This window comes from Lactococcus cremoris subsp. cremoris KW2, assembly GCF_000468955.1.
GTDB lineage: Bacteria > Bacillota > Bacilli > Lactobacillales > Streptococcaceae > Lactococcus > Lactococcus cremoris.
The window spans coordinates 1,359,491-1,377,988 of sequence record NC_022369.1; the positions used below are offsets into that span (position 1 = coordinate 1,359,491).

Consider the following 18,498-nt stretch of genomic DNA (forward strand, 5'->3'; position numbering starts at 1 on the left):
TTTAAATGTTTATTTATTAATTTGCTTATTTAACTGCAAACCAAGCTGTTTCACCAAATTTCCAACCTGCATTAAGCAATGAATTTTGTTCATATGAACTCATAGTGTAGTTGTGGGCTCCTGTTGCAGCATTAGGATTATAGGCAACGTATACCGCTTTGCTTCCACCAGAGTAGAACACTGGTTTAGCATTATTATCCCATTTCCAACCTTTAGAAACAAGACTTGTTGCTTCATATTGGCTTGTTGTATAGTAGTGATCTCCACCTTTAGCGTTTGGATTGTATACACGATATACTGCTGTACCACTTGTTGGAGCAGTTTCTAAGATTCCTTCGTTTCTCCAACCAGCTTTGATATCTTCATCACGTTCATAAGTTGATGTTGGATAGAAGTGTTCCCCTGTATTTGGGTTGTACAAACGATAAACTACTTGAGTTTTATCTGGATTTGTTGGGTTAGTAGGATTTGTTGGGTCAGTTGTATCCCCTGGAGTAGTAGCGTTAGCTGCTGCTGATGTATTTCCGCTAGCATCTGTTGCTTTTGCTGAGATTTTTGAATTAGCTTTTTGCGCTGTGAAATCAACATTTACAGAAGCTTGTGTTTTACCATCAGCAGTTCCTGGAACTTTAGCACTACCAATTTTAGCACCGGATGCATTATAAACAGTTACTGTTGAACCAGCTTCTGCTTTTACAGTTACAGATGATTTTTTAGCATTGCTGAGAACTGGAGTAGCTGGAGCTACGATGTCGGCAAATACTACATTTTTGTTAGCGTCTTTAGTATTTGCAAAGATATCCCAACTAATTCCTGAAGCATTTTCAATACCTGCAGTGAAGTTTGTTGTCAAACCATTTGGAGCATATTGTTCATACCAACTCATTGGAAGGTCTAAATCTACTGGGAATTTAATTGTAGCTGATGTTAAAACGCCAGTATTACCAAACATGCTTGAGATGTTTGCAGAACCGTTGATAACTTTTCTAATAGAATCAATACCAAGGTTAATTGCAGGTGTTACAAATTTTGTAATTTGATTTGCAATACTTCCTAAAATAGTATTGCTACCCCAGTCAACCATGTTGATGGCATTTTGAAGGTTATCAAGCAAGTTAATAATTTGATTTGCAATATGACGAGCAGTAGCATCGTCAAATTTAGCAGTTGCAACACCATCTTTAACAGTAATAGATGACACTTGATTAGACATATCCATATTTTGGAATGTTTCTAAAGCATTGATAGCATCATATACTTTATCCAAGTTACTTCCTGAGAATTGAGGATTATTTACCAAAATTGCAAGTTGTTTTTTGATTGCATTATCTGTACCAGTAGCAAGACTATTGAAGAGACCTCCAAGTACAGGAATTTTAGTGATGTTAATTCCCATTTGTACAGAAACATCAGCATTTTCATCAAATTTGATGTTATTTGCTAATTCAGCAGGAATTTTAATTTCAGCAGATTTTAATGTTTGAAGTAAAATATTTGCTTGAGCACCAATATTATTTGTAACAGTAAGTGTACCAGTATGTGAACCGGTAGTATTAATAGCTGTAAGGTATGATGAGTCAAGTTTAGTTTTAGAAGCCAGTGTTACGTCTACTTCTGAGGCTTGCGCAGTAATAGATGTTGCATTCATCAAAGGAACGGCCACTGCACTTGCACCAATCAAAGCTGTTGAGAATAGTGCAACTGCACTAGCTTTTTTGAATTTTTTCATTTTTTTATTTCTCCATTAATATTTTTTACTACTTTGCTTCTAACAAATTGTTAGAAAGCATTAATTTAGTCTTCCAATCTTTTTTAGATATAGAAACACTAAATAATTGTGACAATTAGCCATGTAGATCACATGACAGAAAATATATTTTTTACCTCCAATCTTTCAAAATAAATAAGCGTTCACATATAATGTTAGAAGATTCATAATCACTCTTCGGAATGTCTACCTAAAATTCAATTCTTTTTAGTGAGAGTATCCAGTCCAAACTCAACTCAAATATTTCTTTTCTTTGTGTTAAGTTCAACCGTTCAAATATCTCTTTAATAGACTTTACATCTTTATCTAAGCTCTTACCGATTAGAAATTCTGGAGATACTTCAAAATAATTTGCTAATTCTAGTAATCTAACGGCCGAAGGTTCTCCTCTGCCTTTATAATTGTTTAATGCATTTCGTGGATAACCAAGTTCTCGTTCAATCTGATTATTTGATTTCTGCGATAGGCGAACAAGTTCTTCTAAGCGCAAGTAAAAATTACTATTTTCTACCATATTCTCCTCACAACCTAAATATTCTATTCATTTTAAAATGATCGTTAATTATGAAACTTTATTCTATTAGGGTATTCATTCTGCATCAATTTCAGACTCTTTCCGAAAAACTAATCTTTTTCCGAAAGAAAACCAAAATTATGCTGTGACATCAAGGATAGTCAAGAAGAAATAAAAAACATTCAAAAACTTTTAATTAAAAATCCTTGACATAATCGTAAAGATAATGTACACTATACAGTATCATATATGTGTTACGTATATTTCGGTTTCCGTAATGTATCAATGCAACTTTACAAAAAAGATTAGTTTTTCTTAAAGAACGGCTTTATCTGTAAATCTTTTACATTTGTAACCGTTTGTTCTAATCCTCTTATTTTTCCTATTATATTCTACATTACAATCCTTATAGCTTGGGCTTAAATCAGGAAGATTACTTTGATATCATGCGATTTGTAGCATATTGGTTACACTTTTGGTGATTTACACCTCTATAACTTTGTGTAATGTTAATTACGCTAAGATTGTTGTATTATATCACACACACCTCTGTGCTGATTTTTTTTATTTTTTTGACGTAAGCCCCTTGATAAATTATCATTAAACTGCATAAAACAGCCAGGAATCCCTCTATAAAGGGATTCCTATTTTTAAAAATACAAATAATAATGACGTCAAAATTGTTTGGTGTCATTATTATTTGTTTTGAGTGTCACTTAGGCTTCGTTTATTGAATTTAGTTTTTACGTTTTAAGCATTAAAAACATCACTTACTTTAATAATTTCCATACACTTCAACGAAGAACAAAAAACGAACTTTAAATAAAGTTCGTTTTTTTGTTCTTCTATTTCTCGTGAAAAAATTTAATTAACATTTCTATTTACTGAAAACTTAAAGGAAAAATATTTCTTTTTCTAATTAAATCTGCGATAAATAACTTCTGGCAAAAAGTCAAAATCAGATATTATCAATCAATCTTCTTTTTGTATAAGGCATATTATCACTTATTCTGTCCAAGACTGAGTCAGGAATCAGGACTTGGCTTAGAAGTTTCACTTATATCAGATTTGAGCAATATTTTTACCAGCTACTATTGCTGACTCCTTCAGAAAGTACAAATATACTATAGCATAATAAAAATAAAGCTATCCGCTTGTTAATAGCATAAAGTTTTTTTTGTATTTTTAATTGTTACTTAATAATTTAAGTGTTTTATGTAGAAAGTTTTAAGTTTCACACAAATGTTCATATTGTTTTTGAAAATATAAATAAAATTCCACACTACAGAGCTCCTCTATGATATTTAAAGCTTTCCTAATTAACTGACTTCCTTCTTTTTTATCTTCAAAGTGATACAAATAGTATCCATAAGCTAAATTTCTTAAATTCATGGCAAACATTTGTTCCTTATCATTAGGAATATCTAAACGATTTATTAGATAATAAGCCGCCAATTTTTTCCCTCTTCTTGTCAATTCAATACTCCCTTTATAAAGAATATAGTACATTCGTACTCTGTGCTTTTCAATTTTTAAAACTCGCTTATGATCTTCAATAATCAACTCTATTAGATACATAATATCTTTATAATTAAGTTGTTCTAGAGATAGATATAAAACGTATAACTCTGTATATCCCCAGTTTTTAACCTCATAGAGATAAGAAGTTATGTACTCCACCTCTTCCTCTGGAAGACATTCGTAAATACTTTTTGCTAAAATACCAATTAATCGCTCACCCGACTCTTTTGCTTCTTCTTCTAGCTTTTTTAATTCTAGTCTAGACCCCTGTATTCGATATTTTTCGATTTCTACTAATTTTGTCTCTCGATTCTTTTTGGTACAATCATTAAAAAAATGCTCATATTCTTCTAAAGATATACCAAGAATATTCAAGGCCAATCGCACACGATCAAACCCCATCATTGATTGCCCATTTTCAAAACGAGTGATTGCTGCCTTTGAAATCCCTATTTTTTCAAAACTTTCACGTTTAATCCCTTTTTTAATTCTTAAATCTCTAAATGTCTCTCCATATATGTTTGATTCCATAATAATTTCATTCCTTATTTTAATAAACTTTTATTTATTCATTTAGACAGGTGGTAAATAATTCATTCACAGACGCTATTTTTTTATAGAATATATTTCAATAATACAAACTGTTCCTTTTAGAATAAATTAATATTACTATAGTTTGAGCGGTATAAATAAAATACCTCGATTTCATCTAATTAATTAGAGAATTAAGCGAAACTGCTCTTCTCACATCTTTTCAGTACATATCTGATATTGTTTTGTATTTATAAATCACTTCTGACCCCGTAAAAACTATTTAAAGTTTGTTTATTTCTGCATTGTACTATTTTTAGTACAATCATAGGCTTCTATCAGTTAACTTAAGATTGAATTATTCTCACTTTATTTTAATTTTCTAATCAAAGTGTTATTATTCTGTTTTTTTATTTTATTTAAAATTAAAAAGACACTAATAATGAGTGCCCTTTATATTAAAACTTTATCTTTTTTTATGCTTCTCCCTTACTAATAACCCATCTTGTACAGATTGAGAACAATTCCATCTTTTCATTTAGACTTAAATTATCAAACATGTCATTCAGACATAATTTATTGGAATTCAACACATCACTTTTTCCAATTAAATAATTTGGAGATACTTCAAAATAATCCGAAAGCTCTATTAAACGTAGTGCTGATGGCATATGATTTTCATTATAATTGTGTAGCGCATTCCTAGAGTAACCCAATTCTTTTTCAACTTGATTTATTGATTTTCCCAAATCAGAACTTAATGATTTTAATCGTAAATAAAACTTACTTTCTTGTTCCATCTAGTGTTCCACCTTTTTTATTTGTTATAAAATTTTCTAAAAATGTTTAAAGACCCTACTCCAGTGAATCCGTATAATAAAATAGTATAAAGTATTATTTTATAATTATAAAAAAAAGAGAGAATACGAGTCTTTTTTTATAATAAATCCATTTTTGAACTTTTATATATACAAAATCTCTAATAATTACTACAAATTCCATTAAAGAAAAGGGCTTAAATTAAGTCCTTTTTTTTATATCCTCATAATCACTATAGATAAACTAATAATGCAATAATCATGAATAGTAATAAAATTATTAGTAAGATAAAGCAGAATTGATATTTTCTAATTTTCTATCAGTAGCAATCTTAATTATTGAAAAACAATTTTTTTATTTTTCATTTAACTATTATATTTTCACTTTCTACACTATTAGTCCTCAAATTCGATTTGAACACCATCAATTTCTGATTGTAAAGCTTGAAGTTTTTGCTGTGCTTCAAGAAGCTCTCTATCCATTGAAGTTTCAGTATTTCTTATTGGTGGGACAATCACATCTCTTGGTTGAGATTCTTGTAACTCTGCTGGTTTTTCTCTTCGCGCTTCAACAGCAAGTTCTTCATTTGAACTATGCCACTTTAGATAACCACCTTTGTAGAATCCTCGAACATTTGCAAATTCTGATTCATTAAGGAAAAGCAAACGAGAAAAATATTCTTCTCCAATCTCATCTTTGAGTGCTTCTTTTGCTAATAGAGAAGCTCCTCCTCCAGTGACTATGATAAAATCCACCTCTTCAATGTCTGGAAAATTTTCAGTAACTAAGGGAGCTACTGTGAAACGAGTATAACGCTCAATTTCTCCTTCAACGATTGGGCTTACATTTTTTGAATCTTGTACATTTGAGTTTGGCGGATAGACATAGTTTCCTTCCGAATCAACCGAGCGAAGCATTTCTTCTATTAAAAATGATTTTGTCGAATTAATTCTACGTCCTATTTCTTTGATTAAGTTTTGAATTCCTTCAAAACGCTCATCACCAATTGGAGAAGGATTTAATGCAACAGAGCGATTGATTAGAATCGTTCCACCTCCTATATCAATCACTCCAATCCTTCCATCTGAAAAGCGACGATTACGTTGATAATCTTGGTCAAAAGCAAGATTGAGAACAGTTCCCATATATTGAGGGATAATAGAGAGAAATTCCTCTGACGGAATGATAATTGTTACCACGCGCCCACCAATGATAATTTGGTGTTGTCCGACCGCTAATTTTTTAAGCACATCAATCGTATCGCTCTCCTGATGCATGTCTGTAATAGATAAACCTAGCGTCAAATGAACAACGAGGGGAGACTCAAAAGCTTCAGGGAAATCCATGGCTAGCCGTCCAAGAGCAAATTCAAAAATACGGATAGTTTTCTTTTGTTTCATTCGACCACTTCTAGCATAGGTATCAATCATTCTTTCTGGTAAGTTATAAACTTCTAAATTTGGGCCCCAAATGAATGAATTCGTTGAGTCTTGAATTGTTTGGAAATGATAATTTTGTTCAATAATTTCACTACCAAGCCCTCCGGTTACAACTTGCTCAGCATTCAAATATGACGAAGGATAACTATATTCGCCTCGTTCAGATTTCATTTTGATTCGTTTATTTCCCAAATCAATAGCAAAGATATTCATAATTGTATTGTCCTTTCAAATTTCAATTATCAATTTTATTGTGTTAACTCAATTAAGATAAATTATTTTCAATCGTTCGAGTAATCTGCTTCAAACTCTCGTTGTAGTATTGAATTTTTTCATTTAAATCTTTCAGTTTTTCTCGTCCTTGTTTGAGTAGTTCTTCGGTATCTTCGCTGGCTTTGTTTTTCATATTACGAATTTCATCCTCGGCTTCAGCGATTATTTTTTCTGCTTCTTCTTGTGCTTTACCTCTTAACTCTTCGGCTTCTCGAATAGTTTTTCTAGCTGCTTCTAAGGCCGCCTGGCTGGGATAGTCCGCCTGAAGCCTTGCCAATAAATCAGCTATTTGTGCCTTCCCTTCAAGATTCTTCTTTTCAAAGTTTTGGCGCTCGTCTGACAGTTTTTCTTTAGCATCTTCTAATCTAGTTTCTAAATTTTTTCTGCTATGTTGTTCATTTTTCAAGGCAACTTTAAATTGTTCGAGCTTCTCAGTTAACAATGCTGCTTCTGTCTTTTCTAAGTTAACCAAGTCAGCTTTCTTTTCAGACTCTTCATTTTTAGTTTCTGCTTCTTTTGAAGTCGCCTCAGCTTCTAGTTGCGTAATTACTTTTTCTGCTTCTTGTAACTTTTCAGTACTTGTATAACTTTGGACTGACAATAAATCATATTTGGTTTGAAGTTCTTTAAGCTTAGTTTGAAGCTCTTTATTGAGAATACGTTCTTTATTTAATGAATCTCTCTGCTCTTTATAAATCGCAGTTTTAGCGTCTAATTCAATTTTGAGATTTTTTATTTCTTCCTCATTTTCCTGAGCTTGTTTAAAAATAGCACTTTTTGCTTCTAGTTCAATTTTTAAATTCTTTATGCCTTCTTCAAGCTCTTTTTGATAGACGTTATCCTTTTTTATTTTTCGCATTTGGTCTTTCTCCTCTTATATATCATATTACAAGAATATCTCTTTCTTGTAAATTAAATATCGCTTAATAGAAATTAACTGTTTTAGTTAATTTCTGGAAAAAGTATGCCTATAAATAGCTATTCTTTATTAATTTTTAATCAAAATAGCCTATTTTAAAATTTTTATTTTTTTTAGGATATTATTTGATAATTTATAGATTTAGATAAAAATATAAATAAATATTAAAAAAAGTACCCAACGTTTCAATTGGGGACTTTTAGTTTTTCAATTATTTTCTCTATAATAAGGCTTCCTATCGAATAATTATTTTGAAAGTCCATCATAGATTTTGTTTATATTCCATTCCATCATACGATAATAACTATCCCCACTCTCTCCACTTTTTGATACTGAGTCTGTAAAGATTGTTGAGTAAATTGGGATTTTCGTATCCTTAGATACTGTTTTCATCGGCCGACTATCGACGCTACTCTCTACAAACAAAGATGCAAGCTCTGTGGCTCTTAGTTTTCTCACTAACGTTTTTATTTGTTCTGGGCTTCCTTCTTCTTCGGTATTAATTTCCCAAATATAAGCAGAAGGGATATCATAAGCTTTAGAAAAATATTTGAAGCAGCCTTCGCTTGTCACAATCATTTTTTTATTTTCTGGAATTGAAGCAAATTTTGCTTTAGCTTCTCTGTCTAATTTAGTTAGTTTTTTTATGTACTTATTCAAGTTACTTTGATAAAAATCTTTCTGGCTAGGATCTTTTTCTGATAATTCTTTTTCAATGTTTTGGGCATAGATTATCCCATTTTCTAAATTAAGCCAGGCGTGTGGATCTTCTTTTCCCTCAGTGCTCTTTCCTTCAAGATAGATGACATCAACCCCTTTACTGACTGGAAAGTAGTCTACATTTTCTTTTTTATTTGCATTTTTGACTAATTTTGTAAACCAAGCATTTCCGCCAGTCTCCAAGTTTATTCCATTATAGAAAATTAAATCAGCTCTAGAAGTTTTTTGAACATCATCTGGCAAAGGTTCATATTCATGAGGGTCTTTCCCGACAGGAACGATACTGTGCAAGTTAATTTTATCTTTGGCAATATTTTTAGTCATGTCTGCCAGGATAGAATTAGTGACCACTACATTTAATTTGTCATCCGCTTTTTTTATAGACTGATTTGTATTTTTAGAACAAGCCACTAAAGAAATAGCTGTCATAATTAGCACAAAAGCAAGTAGAAACTTCTTATGTTTATTTAGCATTAAACTTTAACCCTCTTTCTTATAAAGTTCTGTTTTGGTGAAATTAAAAAACTTACTGTAAATATAATGGCTGAGGTAATCACAATGCTTGAACCGGCCGCAATATTGAAAGTATAACCAATAAATAAGCCTAGAACAGATGAGATTGCTCCAATTGAAGATGAAAGAATTAGCATTTTTTTCAAACTATTGGTATATAAATAAGCCGTTGCTGCTGGTGTAATCAACATAGCCACAATTAAAATGGTCCCCACACTTTGCATTGCTGTAACCGAAACTAAAGTCAGCAAAACCATCAAAAGATAATGATAAAAATTAACTTTCATACCTATTGCTTTTGCCATTAATGGGTCAAATGAGGTAATTAAAAGTTGCTTAAAGAAAAGAGCAATCACGATTAATACAAAAATGGATACACCGATTGTTAACCATTTGTCTATATCTTGTACTGCTAAGATATTCCCAAAAAGAATATGAAATAGGTCTGTTGAACTATTAGCCACTCCTATCAAAATGATACCTAAAGCCAAAAATGAGCTAAACGTAATTCCAATTGCGGTATCCCCTTTAATTAGACTATTATTTTTGATATAAGTAATTATAAGTGATGACAAAAGTCCAAAAGCAATTGCTCCAATAAAGAAATTTATACCTAAAATATAAGAAATGGCCACCCCTGGAAGAACCGCATGAGAGATTGCATCTCCCATCAGTGACATCCCTCTTAAAATAATAAAGCAACCAACTGCTCCCGAAACAATTCCTATCACAACCGCTGTAATCAAGGCATTTTGCAAAAAATGAAACTCGTATAAGCCATTTATAAAATTTTGTATCATCTCAATTTAATCTCCTATAAAAATATTATCCCCATATGCTTTTTTTAAATTTTCGTGAGTAAAGCTCTCTTTAACCTTCCCGTAAGCAATTATTTCCTTATTAAGAATAATCAGTTCATCAAAATAGACTTTCACCTTGCTTAAATCATGATGTACAATTAAAATCAATTTCCCTTGTTCTTTCAAATCTTGAAGAATATCCATAATGATTTTTTCACTTACTGAGTCAATTCCCACAAAGGGTTCATCTAAAAATATATAATCAGCTTCTTGAACCAGACATCTCGCTAATAAAACCCTTTGAAACTGTCCGCCTGATAATTCCCCTATTTGTCGATCTGCATATTCGGATAAATTTACTTTTTCAAGCGCTTGGGCAACTCGCAGCCACTCTTTACTTCCAACTTTTTGAAAGAGTTTCAAGCCTGTATAAGTCCCTAAAGAAACACATTCTTTGACTGTGATTGGAAAAGTAAGGTCAATATTACTTTTTTGCTCCACATAAGCGATATTTTTTAAGAATTTTTTACTTTCCTTTCCTTCAATTAGTACTTTCCCTGAATAAGGAATAATATTTAAAATTGCTTTTATTAAGGTTGATTTACCCGCACCATTTGGGCCAATCATACCGATAATTCCACCAGATTCAAGTTTTAGTTGAACATCTGTCAGTGCTTTATTTTCGCTATAGAATACATTTAAGTGTTCAATTTTTATCATTTAATTCCTTTCATTATATAAATGACTAAGATCTAAATCTTTAGTCTAGTAAAGTCAAAATATTTCATAAACAATTATAGCATACGCTAAAAATATAATCAATATATATTGCCTTAGCTATTTTTTTAGAACAAATAAAATAATAAGTCATTAATATAGTATCCCTTGCCTGTATTTGATATACTTCATATAAGGATATAATTGTTAAGGAGAGTTTGTGAGGACAAACCCTCTCATTTATAATGACAGTCACAATATTTTGCATATTACCAAACAAGGAGGGTCTATCTATGACGACTATGGTTTTTGTTAACTTTCCGGTAACGGATATTCAAGCTTCAACAACTTTTTATGAAAAAATTGGTTTCAAAAAGAATCCAAACTTCTCAGATAATCTTGTCAGCTGTATGGTTTGGGATGAAAATTTTTTCATCATGCTTCTTTCTCACGAACGCTATCAAAGTTTTATTGGGGAAAGGAAAATTGCTGATACAAGAACAACAAGCGCTGCGCTGATTTCATTTACATTGCCTAATGCTGATGCAGTTAAAAATTTTGGTAAACTTGCCAGCGAAAATGGTGGAAAATCGATTCATTTGGATGATGGTATCCCTGAAGAAATGATGTATGGTTTAGAAGTGCATGATTTAGATGGAAATTGCTTAGAACCTGTTTGGATGAATCCAGAGATGAATAATAATTAGTTTATCCAACCTTTTGATTTCTAAATAAAAATATAAAAAAACAAGAAGTTTTCTCTTCTTGTTTTTTGTTAGTTATTTTTAATTATCGAAAAATCCCATTTGAAAAATATAAACAATTTCTTCTCGATTGAAATGATAAAGGGCCAGTTCATCTTTGTAGCCATCTGGAAATAAAACCGCTGAATAATCAAATTCACGTTTAGTTTCTATTTCTATTTGCTTGTGGCCAATAATCATTAACTTTTCTTCTCCGCCAGCAAGCAAAACAACACTACCAAGTGGTAAAAATTCTTTTAAATTTTTATTCATTTGTATTATTTCCTACTTTATCTAATTCTTTCCTAAATATCCTGTGATTTCAATACTTTATTCAAATTTAGATTTTTCAAATTTTAGTATCGGTATCAATCTTTTTATTGTTCATCATTTTAAATAATTATATCATTTCCTCAGTAACAAATCTATAAATGACATAAATAACTTACACAAAAATCAAAATTAAGGAAAAGCATTTTAATTACTTATTATATTTTAATATTTTTATGAGATTTTTGTAAGTATTATTTGATGACAGATTTAACTTTACTTCTTCCATCACCCACTTTTTTAATGATAATTTGCTGACCAATTGTCGATTTCATCTCTTCTACATGACTTATGACACCAACCAATCTATTTTTCCCGATTTGTTCAAGAGCTTGCATTGCTTTTTGCAAAGTTTCTTGGTCAAGGGAACCAAAGCCCTCATCGATAAATAAGGCTTCAATCTGAACACCATTTGCAGTATTTTGTACTACCTCACTTAAAGCAAGCGCAATAGATAGGGCCGCAATAAATGTCTCACCACCAGATAAGGTATCAGCTGAACGAGAGGCACCCGTTTCATTATCATAGATGTTAATGTCTAATCCATGATCCATGCGCCGGTTATTTCCTTCTTCGGCAAGTTCAAAGCGATAACGGTTATTTGAGAGTTGATTGATAAAGTGAATATTAGCATAATCAAGAATTTTTTCTAAATAATTTTGCACCACAAAAGTTTCTAGTCTTAATTTATCTTCAGACAATTTTCCTGAAATCGCACCATAAAGTTGGCCAATGGCTTTTCTTTTTTCAAATTGTTTCTCTTGACCTTTCATTAGTTTTCTCACTTCAGAAAGGATTACGATCGCTTGTTTTTCAGCTGTTTCATCAGCTGCTAATTTCTTCTGTAAAGAAAGGTAGAGGTCTGTTTCTTGTTTTTTGCGATTCTCAATCTCTTCAAGATTTGGACGAGCTTTATTTTGAAGTTTTTTATGCAGGCTCTCAATCTCTTGTTCTAATCTTGATTTTTCTGACTTGTATTGTTCGACTTTTTGAGATAGTTCAAGCCACTTACCGTCATTAGCCCATTCCCATAAAACCTGAAAATCTGTAGTCAATGCCTCAGGTTGAAGCAATGTCTTATCAATCTTATCCTGATTATTTTTTATTCGTTCACTTAAATCTATCAACTGAATATTTAAAGATTTAAGATTGGCTTTTTTAGTAGCAACTGATATTTTTATCTCCGAAATTTTAGATGTTAGATCAGCTAAACGCTTTTCAAATAATGCAATTTCCTCTTTGAGTTTATTGCGCTTATCTTGTAAATATTCACTGGTTTGAGTCACAGCTGAATCTCTTATTTCTGTCAGCAAATTTTCTATTTGAGTAGAAAACTCAAGGTAGGTATTTTCAAGTTTTTTTACTTCTTCTTGTAATCCTAAATATTTTTCCTCCAAATCAGTTAAATTTATTTTTAACTGATTATTTTCTCCTTCCTCTTTAATCAAAGCACTTTCCAAATTTTGAATAAGCCCTTCAATGGCGGATTCATCAAATGCTGACGGAAAAATATCTGAGTAATTAGAAATAAATTCACGATAGAGAAGCGAGAAATTCTTAATGACTTGTTCTTTTTCGGCTGATTTCAAGGCAAGGTTATTAGTGATTTCAGTCGTTAATTGGTTTAGCTGCTTATTTTTTTCTAGTAAAGTTGCTAGTAACTTTTGAGATTCATCTATTTCTTTTAGTAAAATTCCTAATTTTTCATAAGAAATATTTTCAATTTCATCTACTGACGGATGCTCTAAGGCACCACAAACAGGACAAGGTTCATTTTCTTCTAATTCCGTTTGAAGTTGAGCAATCATCAAACGTCGTCTTCCCTTTATTTTTTCTTCATGTGCCATTTGAACATCATTTAGATGCTTTTTATTTTCAAAGAGTTCCTTCTTTGTACTCTCTAACTTATTACTTAAATCAAGATTTTCCTTTTCTAACCATGAAATCCTTTGAAAATCAGGAAGTAATTTTCCCTGGAAAGTGAGTTTTAATTGATTTATTTCCTCTTTCTTCTCAGAAAAATATGAATCAGAAATGATATTTTCTCTTAGCCTTAATATTTCTTGATTAAATTCAATTAAAACATCTTTTGAATTTTTCAATGATTGTTGAGTCTCTGATTGCTTATTTCTTAGATCAACAATCTTGGCTTGCTTTTTCTCAGCTTCAAAAGCCTGTTGAATTTGTGTAATTAAACTTTCAGACTCACTTTTCTGATCATTGATTCTTTGTTGCTGTTCACTTAAATGTTCATTTTCTGTCAGTAAATTTTGCAACAATTTTTCTTCTGTCAATGTTTTAGTAGCCAGGTCAGTAATTTTTATCTCTAAATCTTTAGATGTTTTTTTATCTTGTTCGAGTTCATGAAGGCTCTGTTTAAGAGGTTGGGTCCAAGTTAATTCCTCAAAATGTTTCAGATTTTTATTGTAGCTTTGAGACTGTTCAATAATTTTTTCTTGATAATCACTTTCTAATTTACTTAAATTTTCAAAGTCATTATATAAATTTAGTGCAATTTTATATGAATCTTCTAATAAAGTTACTTTTTCTTTTTGTTCTAAGTTTTTGGATATTGTTTCTTCTTTTACTTTCGTCCGTTCTTCTTTAAGAAGAAGCATTTCATTAAATTTTTCATGTTCAGGGACTACTTCTAATCTTTCTAATTCAAAAGAGTTCCAAATTTGAGATTCATAATAACTTTGTAATTTACGTTCATACTCTGCAAAAATTGCATTTATTTCTGAGTTTTGTAATTTTATGGCATTACTAAAAGCTGTAAATATTGATGTTCCGAATATTTTCTTTAAAATTGATTCTTTTTCTGGAGTTGAAGACTTTAAAAATCTTGAAAAATCATTTTGCGGAAGCAGGATAATTTTTTTGAACTGCTCAGCATTCAAATGTAAGAGTCGCGTTATTTCCTCTCCAACATTTTTAGGGATTGTAGCAATATTTGCTTTTTCAATTCCTGCCACGCTATCAACAACTGCTAATTTGGCAGTTGCTTTAAAAATTGTTGTCCCACTACCTCGTTTTTTAGCAATATTTTGCTCGGGTTTTCGTTCAATTTTATATAATAAGCCCCCCTGTTCAAAATAGAATACAACGCTTGTCAAATTATCAGGAGTGGCGAACTGACTTCTCATTTCCCTAGCATCTCTATCTCCTGTTGTTGTGCCAAACAATGCATAGGTCATCGCATCAAATATAGTTGATTTTCCTGCTCCTGTATCACCACTAATTAGAAAAATAGGCGATTCATCTAATAGACGGAAATCAACAATAGATTTTTCATGAGGTCCAAAATAATTCATTTCTAAATATATAGGTTTCATTATTATTTTTCTCCTTCTATTTGTTTGAACGTGTTCTCAATAATTTCTTGCTGCAAGCCGCTTAAAGTCTCACCAGTTGTAACTTCATAAAAATTTGAAAGTATCCCAATATTATCCAGGCTTTCAATATTTTGAGTTTTACTTTTTACTGACAAAATATTTTTAAATTTATAATCCAATTCCACTATGGTTCCATATACTTTTTGAAGTTGGGCACGTAAATTTTGTCCTGCAAGTTTTGCTCTATCAAAGTTTTTTATGGTGATAGCGAACCAAGCTTGATGAATTGGCTGATTTTCGTAAAATTCTCGACTGATTAAGGTATCCCACTCTTCTTCAATAACAACTAAATCCGTTTGGATTTGTAAAGGAATAAACTCAGAGCTGACGGAATCTTGCTGTGTTTCTACAATAAAAACTCCCTTTTGAGTTTTTGCTTCTTTTGTGTTAAATTTTACAGGACTTCCAGAATACTGTACCTTCTCACTGGGTGAAGCAAATCTAGTGTGGATGTGTCCTAAGGCCACATAATCAAACGCTTCAAATTGAATAACATTTAAAGTTGCTAAACCACCCACTTTTGAGGTAGTTTCACTTGTTAAGTTAATCTCTTCTTTATGAGGACTTACCGCAAAATGTGTCACTAAAATTTGTTTTTTGTTTTTATCAAAATGTGTTTGCATTTCAGAAATAACTAAGGTCATTGCTTCATCAATAGTTTTGATTTCTTTTGCTTTTTCCTCGTCCAGACCCTGACTTGAAAAGTATATCCTTGCATCCATCGGATCAAAAAAAGGTAATAAAAATAGTTGAACTTGCTCAGTTTCAATTGGAATAAAAGCTTCCTCTAAAGAAGTCCGTAAATGTAATTGATTAAAATCCAACCATTCTTTGGCATAATTTAATCTCTTGGCCCCATCATGATTTCCTGAAATTGCATAAATAGGAAATTTTTCGATGATGTTCATTTCTCTTAACATTTGATTAAAAGTAATAACAGAATCTGCACTTGGAACCGCTCGGTCATACAAATCTCCAGCAATAATTATTCCATCAACTTCATATTCTTTTGCCAGAGAAAGAATTTGTTTAAAGGCATATTTTTGCTCTTCTAATAATGAAAAACCATTTATCGTTCTCCCAATGTGCCAATCTGACGTATGTAAAAACTTCATATTTATCTCCCCAAGTGAATTTAATTATTATTATAACATTATCAAAAAAACTTTAGTTTGTTTGCTACCAGATTGTTATCCTCATCCCTAAAGAAAACAAAAAAGGCTAGTTATAGACTAGCCTTTTTCAGAAACTAAAATTATTTTATTTCGCCTTTAATAACTCTTCTTTACTATGAACTAATTGAGTCAAAAAGTCACAGTAAGGAGTAGCTATCTGATATTTTTTCCCTTTACGTGAAACTGCACCATTAATATAATCTATCTCTGTCAAGCGATTATTATTTATCAAATCTTGATACATTGAAGGATAATGTAAGCCAATCGTTTCAGGGTCAAAACATGTCTCAACATGTTCTACGACCTCATCTATATCAAGATTCACATCCTCATGTTTTGCAACTGCCGCAAATTCTTTGACAATTGTAACAACCATATCGTGAGCAGGTTTTGTTGCTCCCAATCCAGTCATATTAGTATCCAAAATAGTGCAGAGTCCATTCATTGTCCCATTAACGCACGCTTTTCGGTAAATTGAATAATGGATGTTATCAGAATAGTTAGCATTTAATCCTGAAGCAGATAAAATGTTTGCTAGTTTTTTAGCCGTTTCTTCTTCGCCAGGAATGAAATTTTGAAGTTCAACAGAACCATTTCCAAATAGTTTTGCTTTTCCTGGTCCTTCTAAACCTGCAGTCCACATGGTATTCCCAATAAAAATATTATTTTTAGAAACATATTTTTCAATAATATCTTCATGACCAATCCCATTAAGTAAGCAAAGAACTTTTGTATGCTCAGCAATTAAAGGTTTAATGTCCTGAAGCATTTTATCTAACTGCATTGCTTTCGTAAATAAAATAATTAAATCTGTTTTTTCTTCTGATGAAATATTAGATTGTAATTCTACTGATAGATAAGCAGTGATTTCTTCACCATTAAAATTTGCTTGTAGGCCATGTTCTTTAATTGCAGTCACATGTTCAAGCCAACCATCTACAAGGGTCACTTCGTTGCCCCCTCTATGAAGCATAAGCCCAAAACGGCTTCCCATCGCTCCTGCACCGGCAATTGTGATTCTCATTTTATTCTCTCAATCTATATATTTTTCCCCATAAAATAACTGAATTCGTAATTTTAAAACGAGTTCAGTTTAGTAATTTATAGATAACAAATTATTTATAGTTAAAATTGTAGCTTTTTATGAGATAAAAATCAAAGATTCGCTTTAATAATCTTGTAAGAGAGTATTCAGAATTTTTTCATTTTTTGAACTATCTACTATTTTGCTTGATCCCAAAGTCGAACATTCTCGATTGCTTCCATCAGTCCTAATTGACGAACTTTACGAGGAAGGAATTTACGAATATCGTCTTCATTATATCCAACTTGTAGACGATAATCATCAATTACTAAAGGACGTCGAAGTAATTTTTCATTTTTTACAATTAAGTCTACAAGCTCATTTAAAGTAAGAGAATCAAAATCAAGAATTTTTGATAATTTTTTATAGGCACTACTTCTTTTGGAAATAATTTCCTCTACTCCACTTTCAGTTAATGAGAGTATTCTTAAAATATCATTTTTAAATAAGCTATTTTCTAAAATACTTACTTCTGTAAATTCTAATTTGTTTGCAATTAACCACTGTCTCATTTTTTTACTAGAACTGCAATTCGTTGAAGAAAACAATTTAATCATGGCTTTACTTCCTTTTTTATTTTATTATTTTTTTCTCATTTATACTCATATTATATTAAATCAAATTATTTTTGTCAATATATATTATTATTTCTTTTTCATTTTTTTATTATTTATTTATTTTTATTTTATTAAACAGAAAAAGCCATCATAAATGATGACTTTATTTTAATTTTATTATTTTCTTTCCCCAGAAGTTAATGTCTTAAACTTGTGCTTCCATTCATTTTGGAACCATCGATTTTCAAAGGTGTCCGCAAGGAGAGTGTTTCTCTCTGTTTGCTGCTTACTATTTTTGACCACTTTTACTGATATTTTTTTAGACAATTGATTTCCTCCCGTTAGAGATCATAGACGATCATACCGAACTGGTTTCTTCCTACAACTACTTTATAGCTTAAAAAATCTAAAGTTTTAAGAGAATCATTTCATTCTCTTAACACTATTATACCAAAAAAATAACAGCTTATGAAGAAAAAAGCTCCGATTTTCGTTATATTTAATTTATATATCCTTCAAAAATTTGTTTATCAATTAATTTTTTCAATAAAAGTAAAAAAGCCAGCCCTAAGGCTGACTCAATGTTTGTAATTTGAAAAGAATTTCAGAGATGTCAAAGTTGGATAGGCTTTGACTCTCTAATTCTACCGTATTTTAAAGACTTTAACCACTAATTTGTT

The 18,498-nt window shown here is 31.1% G+C and carries 15 protein-coding genes; 1 reads left to right on the plus strand and 14 read right to left on the minus strand.

Translation table 11 applies throughout. The features are described from left to right. Positions 1 to 25: 25 nt before the first annotated feature. The 9 genes from KW2_RS06455 to KW2_RS06500 all read right to left on the minus strand — a co-directional run bounded on the left by KW2_RS06455 (position 26) and on the right by KW2_RS06500 (position 10,537). Positions 26 to 1,729: an adhesive domain-containing protein gene (locus KW2_RS06455; protein ID WP_021037355.1), complete on the minus strand. Its 1,704-nt coding sequence runs from the start codon at positions 1,727 to 1,729 to the stop codon at positions 26 to 28. A gap of 229 nt (positions 1,730 to 1,958) precedes the next feature. After that, complete coding sequence (locus KW2_RS06460; RefSeq protein ID WP_011835049.1) at positions 1,959 to 2,282, minus strand: helix-turn-helix domain-containing protein; 324 nt, start codon at positions 2,280 to 2,282, stop codon at positions 1,959 to 1,961. Between the two features lie 1,227 nt (positions 2,283 to 3,509). Beyond that, the gene (locus KW2_RS11920) at positions 3,510 to 4,334 is read right to left on the minus strand and encodes an Rgg/GadR/MutR family transcriptional regulator (RefSeq protein ID WP_021037356.1); all 825 of its coding nucleotides are present in this window, start codon (positions 4,332 to 4,334) and stop codon (positions 3,510 to 3,512) included. A gap of 476 nt (positions 4,335 to 4,810) precedes the next feature. Next, entirely contained in the window at positions 4,811 to 5,134 is a 324-nt protein-coding gene (locus KW2_RS06475; protein ID WP_011835046.1) for a helix-turn-helix domain-containing protein, read from the minus strand. A gap of 414 nt (positions 5,135 to 5,548) precedes the next feature. Further along, the gene (locus KW2_RS06480) at positions 5,549 to 6,805 is read right to left on the minus strand and encodes a ParM/StbA family protein (protein ID WP_021037357.1); all 1,257 of its coding nucleotides are present in this window, start codon (positions 6,803 to 6,805) and stop codon (positions 5,549 to 5,551) included. Between the two features lie 52 nt (positions 6,806 to 6,857). Continuing rightward, positions 6,858 to 7,724, minus strand: coding sequence for a coiled-coil domain-containing protein (locus KW2_RS06485; protein ID WP_021037358.1), 867 nt, complete (start codon positions 7,722 to 7,724; stop codon positions 6,858 to 6,860). A 306-nt stretch (positions 7,725 to 8,030) separates the two neighbouring features. Further along, the gene (locus KW2_RS06490) at positions 8,031 to 8,978 is read right to left on the minus strand and encodes a metal ABC transporter substrate-binding protein (RefSeq protein WP_021037359.1); all 948 of its coding nucleotides are present in this window, start codon (positions 8,976 to 8,978) and stop codon (positions 8,031 to 8,033) included. Next, positions 8,978 to 9,817 carry a metal ABC transporter permease gene (locus tag KW2_RS06495; RefSeq protein WP_021037360.1) on the minus strand — a complete coding sequence of 280 codons (840 nt, stop codon included), beginning with the start codon at positions 9,815 to 9,817 and terminating at the stop codon, positions 8,978 to 8,980. The genes KW2_RS06490 and KW2_RS06495 overlap by 1 nt, the downstream gene beginning before the upstream one ends. Before the next feature lie 6 nt (positions 9,818 to 9,823). Then, entirely contained in the window at positions 9,824 to 10,537 is a 714-nt protein-coding gene (locus KW2_RS06500; RefSeq protein WP_021037361.1) for a metal ABC transporter ATP-binding protein, read from the minus strand. Between the two features lie 290 nt (positions 10,538 to 10,827). Here KW2_RS06500 and KW2_RS06505 point away from each other — a divergent pair, with 290 nt between their 5' ends. After that, positions 10,828 to 11,241, plus strand: coding sequence for a VOC family protein (locus KW2_RS06505; protein ID WP_011676314.1), 414 nt, complete (start codon positions 10,828 to 10,830; stop codon positions 11,239 to 11,241). 78 nt (positions 11,242 to 11,319) lie between these two features. Here the strand turns inward: KW2_RS06505 and KW2_RS06510 are convergent, their stop codons facing one another. The 5 genes from KW2_RS06510 to KW2_RS06530 all read right to left on the minus strand — a co-directional run bounded on the left by KW2_RS06510 (position 11,320) and on the right by KW2_RS06530 (position 17,818). Further along, positions 11,320 to 11,550 carry a DUF4176 domain-containing protein gene (locus KW2_RS06510; protein ID WP_011676315.1) on the minus strand — a complete coding sequence of 77 codons (231 nt, stop codon included), beginning with the start codon at positions 11,548 to 11,550 and terminating at the stop codon, positions 11,320 to 11,322. Between the two features lie 251 nt (positions 11,551 to 11,801). Continuing rightward, positions 11,802 to 14,942, minus strand: coding sequence for an AAA family ATPase (locus tag KW2_RS06515; protein ID WP_021037362.1), 3,141 nt, complete (start codon positions 14,940 to 14,942; stop codon positions 11,802 to 11,804). Between the two features lie 2 nt (positions 14,943 to 14,944). Then, on the minus strand, positions 14,945 to 16,117 hold the full coding sequence (locus tag KW2_RS06520; protein WP_021037363.1) for a metallophosphoesterase family protein: 1,173 nt from the start codon (positions 16,115 to 16,117) through the stop codon (positions 14,945 to 14,947). A 145-nt stretch (positions 16,118 to 16,262) separates the two neighbouring features. Continuing rightward, positions 16,263 to 17,201 carry a 2-dehydropantoate 2-reductase gene (locus KW2_RS06525; protein WP_021037364.1) on the minus strand — a complete coding sequence of 313 codons (939 nt, stop codon included), beginning with the start codon at positions 17,199 to 17,201 and terminating at the stop codon, positions 16,263 to 16,265. A 197-nt stretch (positions 17,202 to 17,398) separates the two neighbouring features. Next, positions 17,399 to 17,818, minus strand: coding sequence for a Spx/MgsR family RNA polymerase-binding regulatory protein (locus KW2_RS06530; RefSeq protein WP_021037365.1), 420 nt, complete (start codon positions 17,816 to 17,818; stop codon positions 17,399 to 17,401). Positions 17,819 to 18,498: the final 680 nt, after the last annotated feature.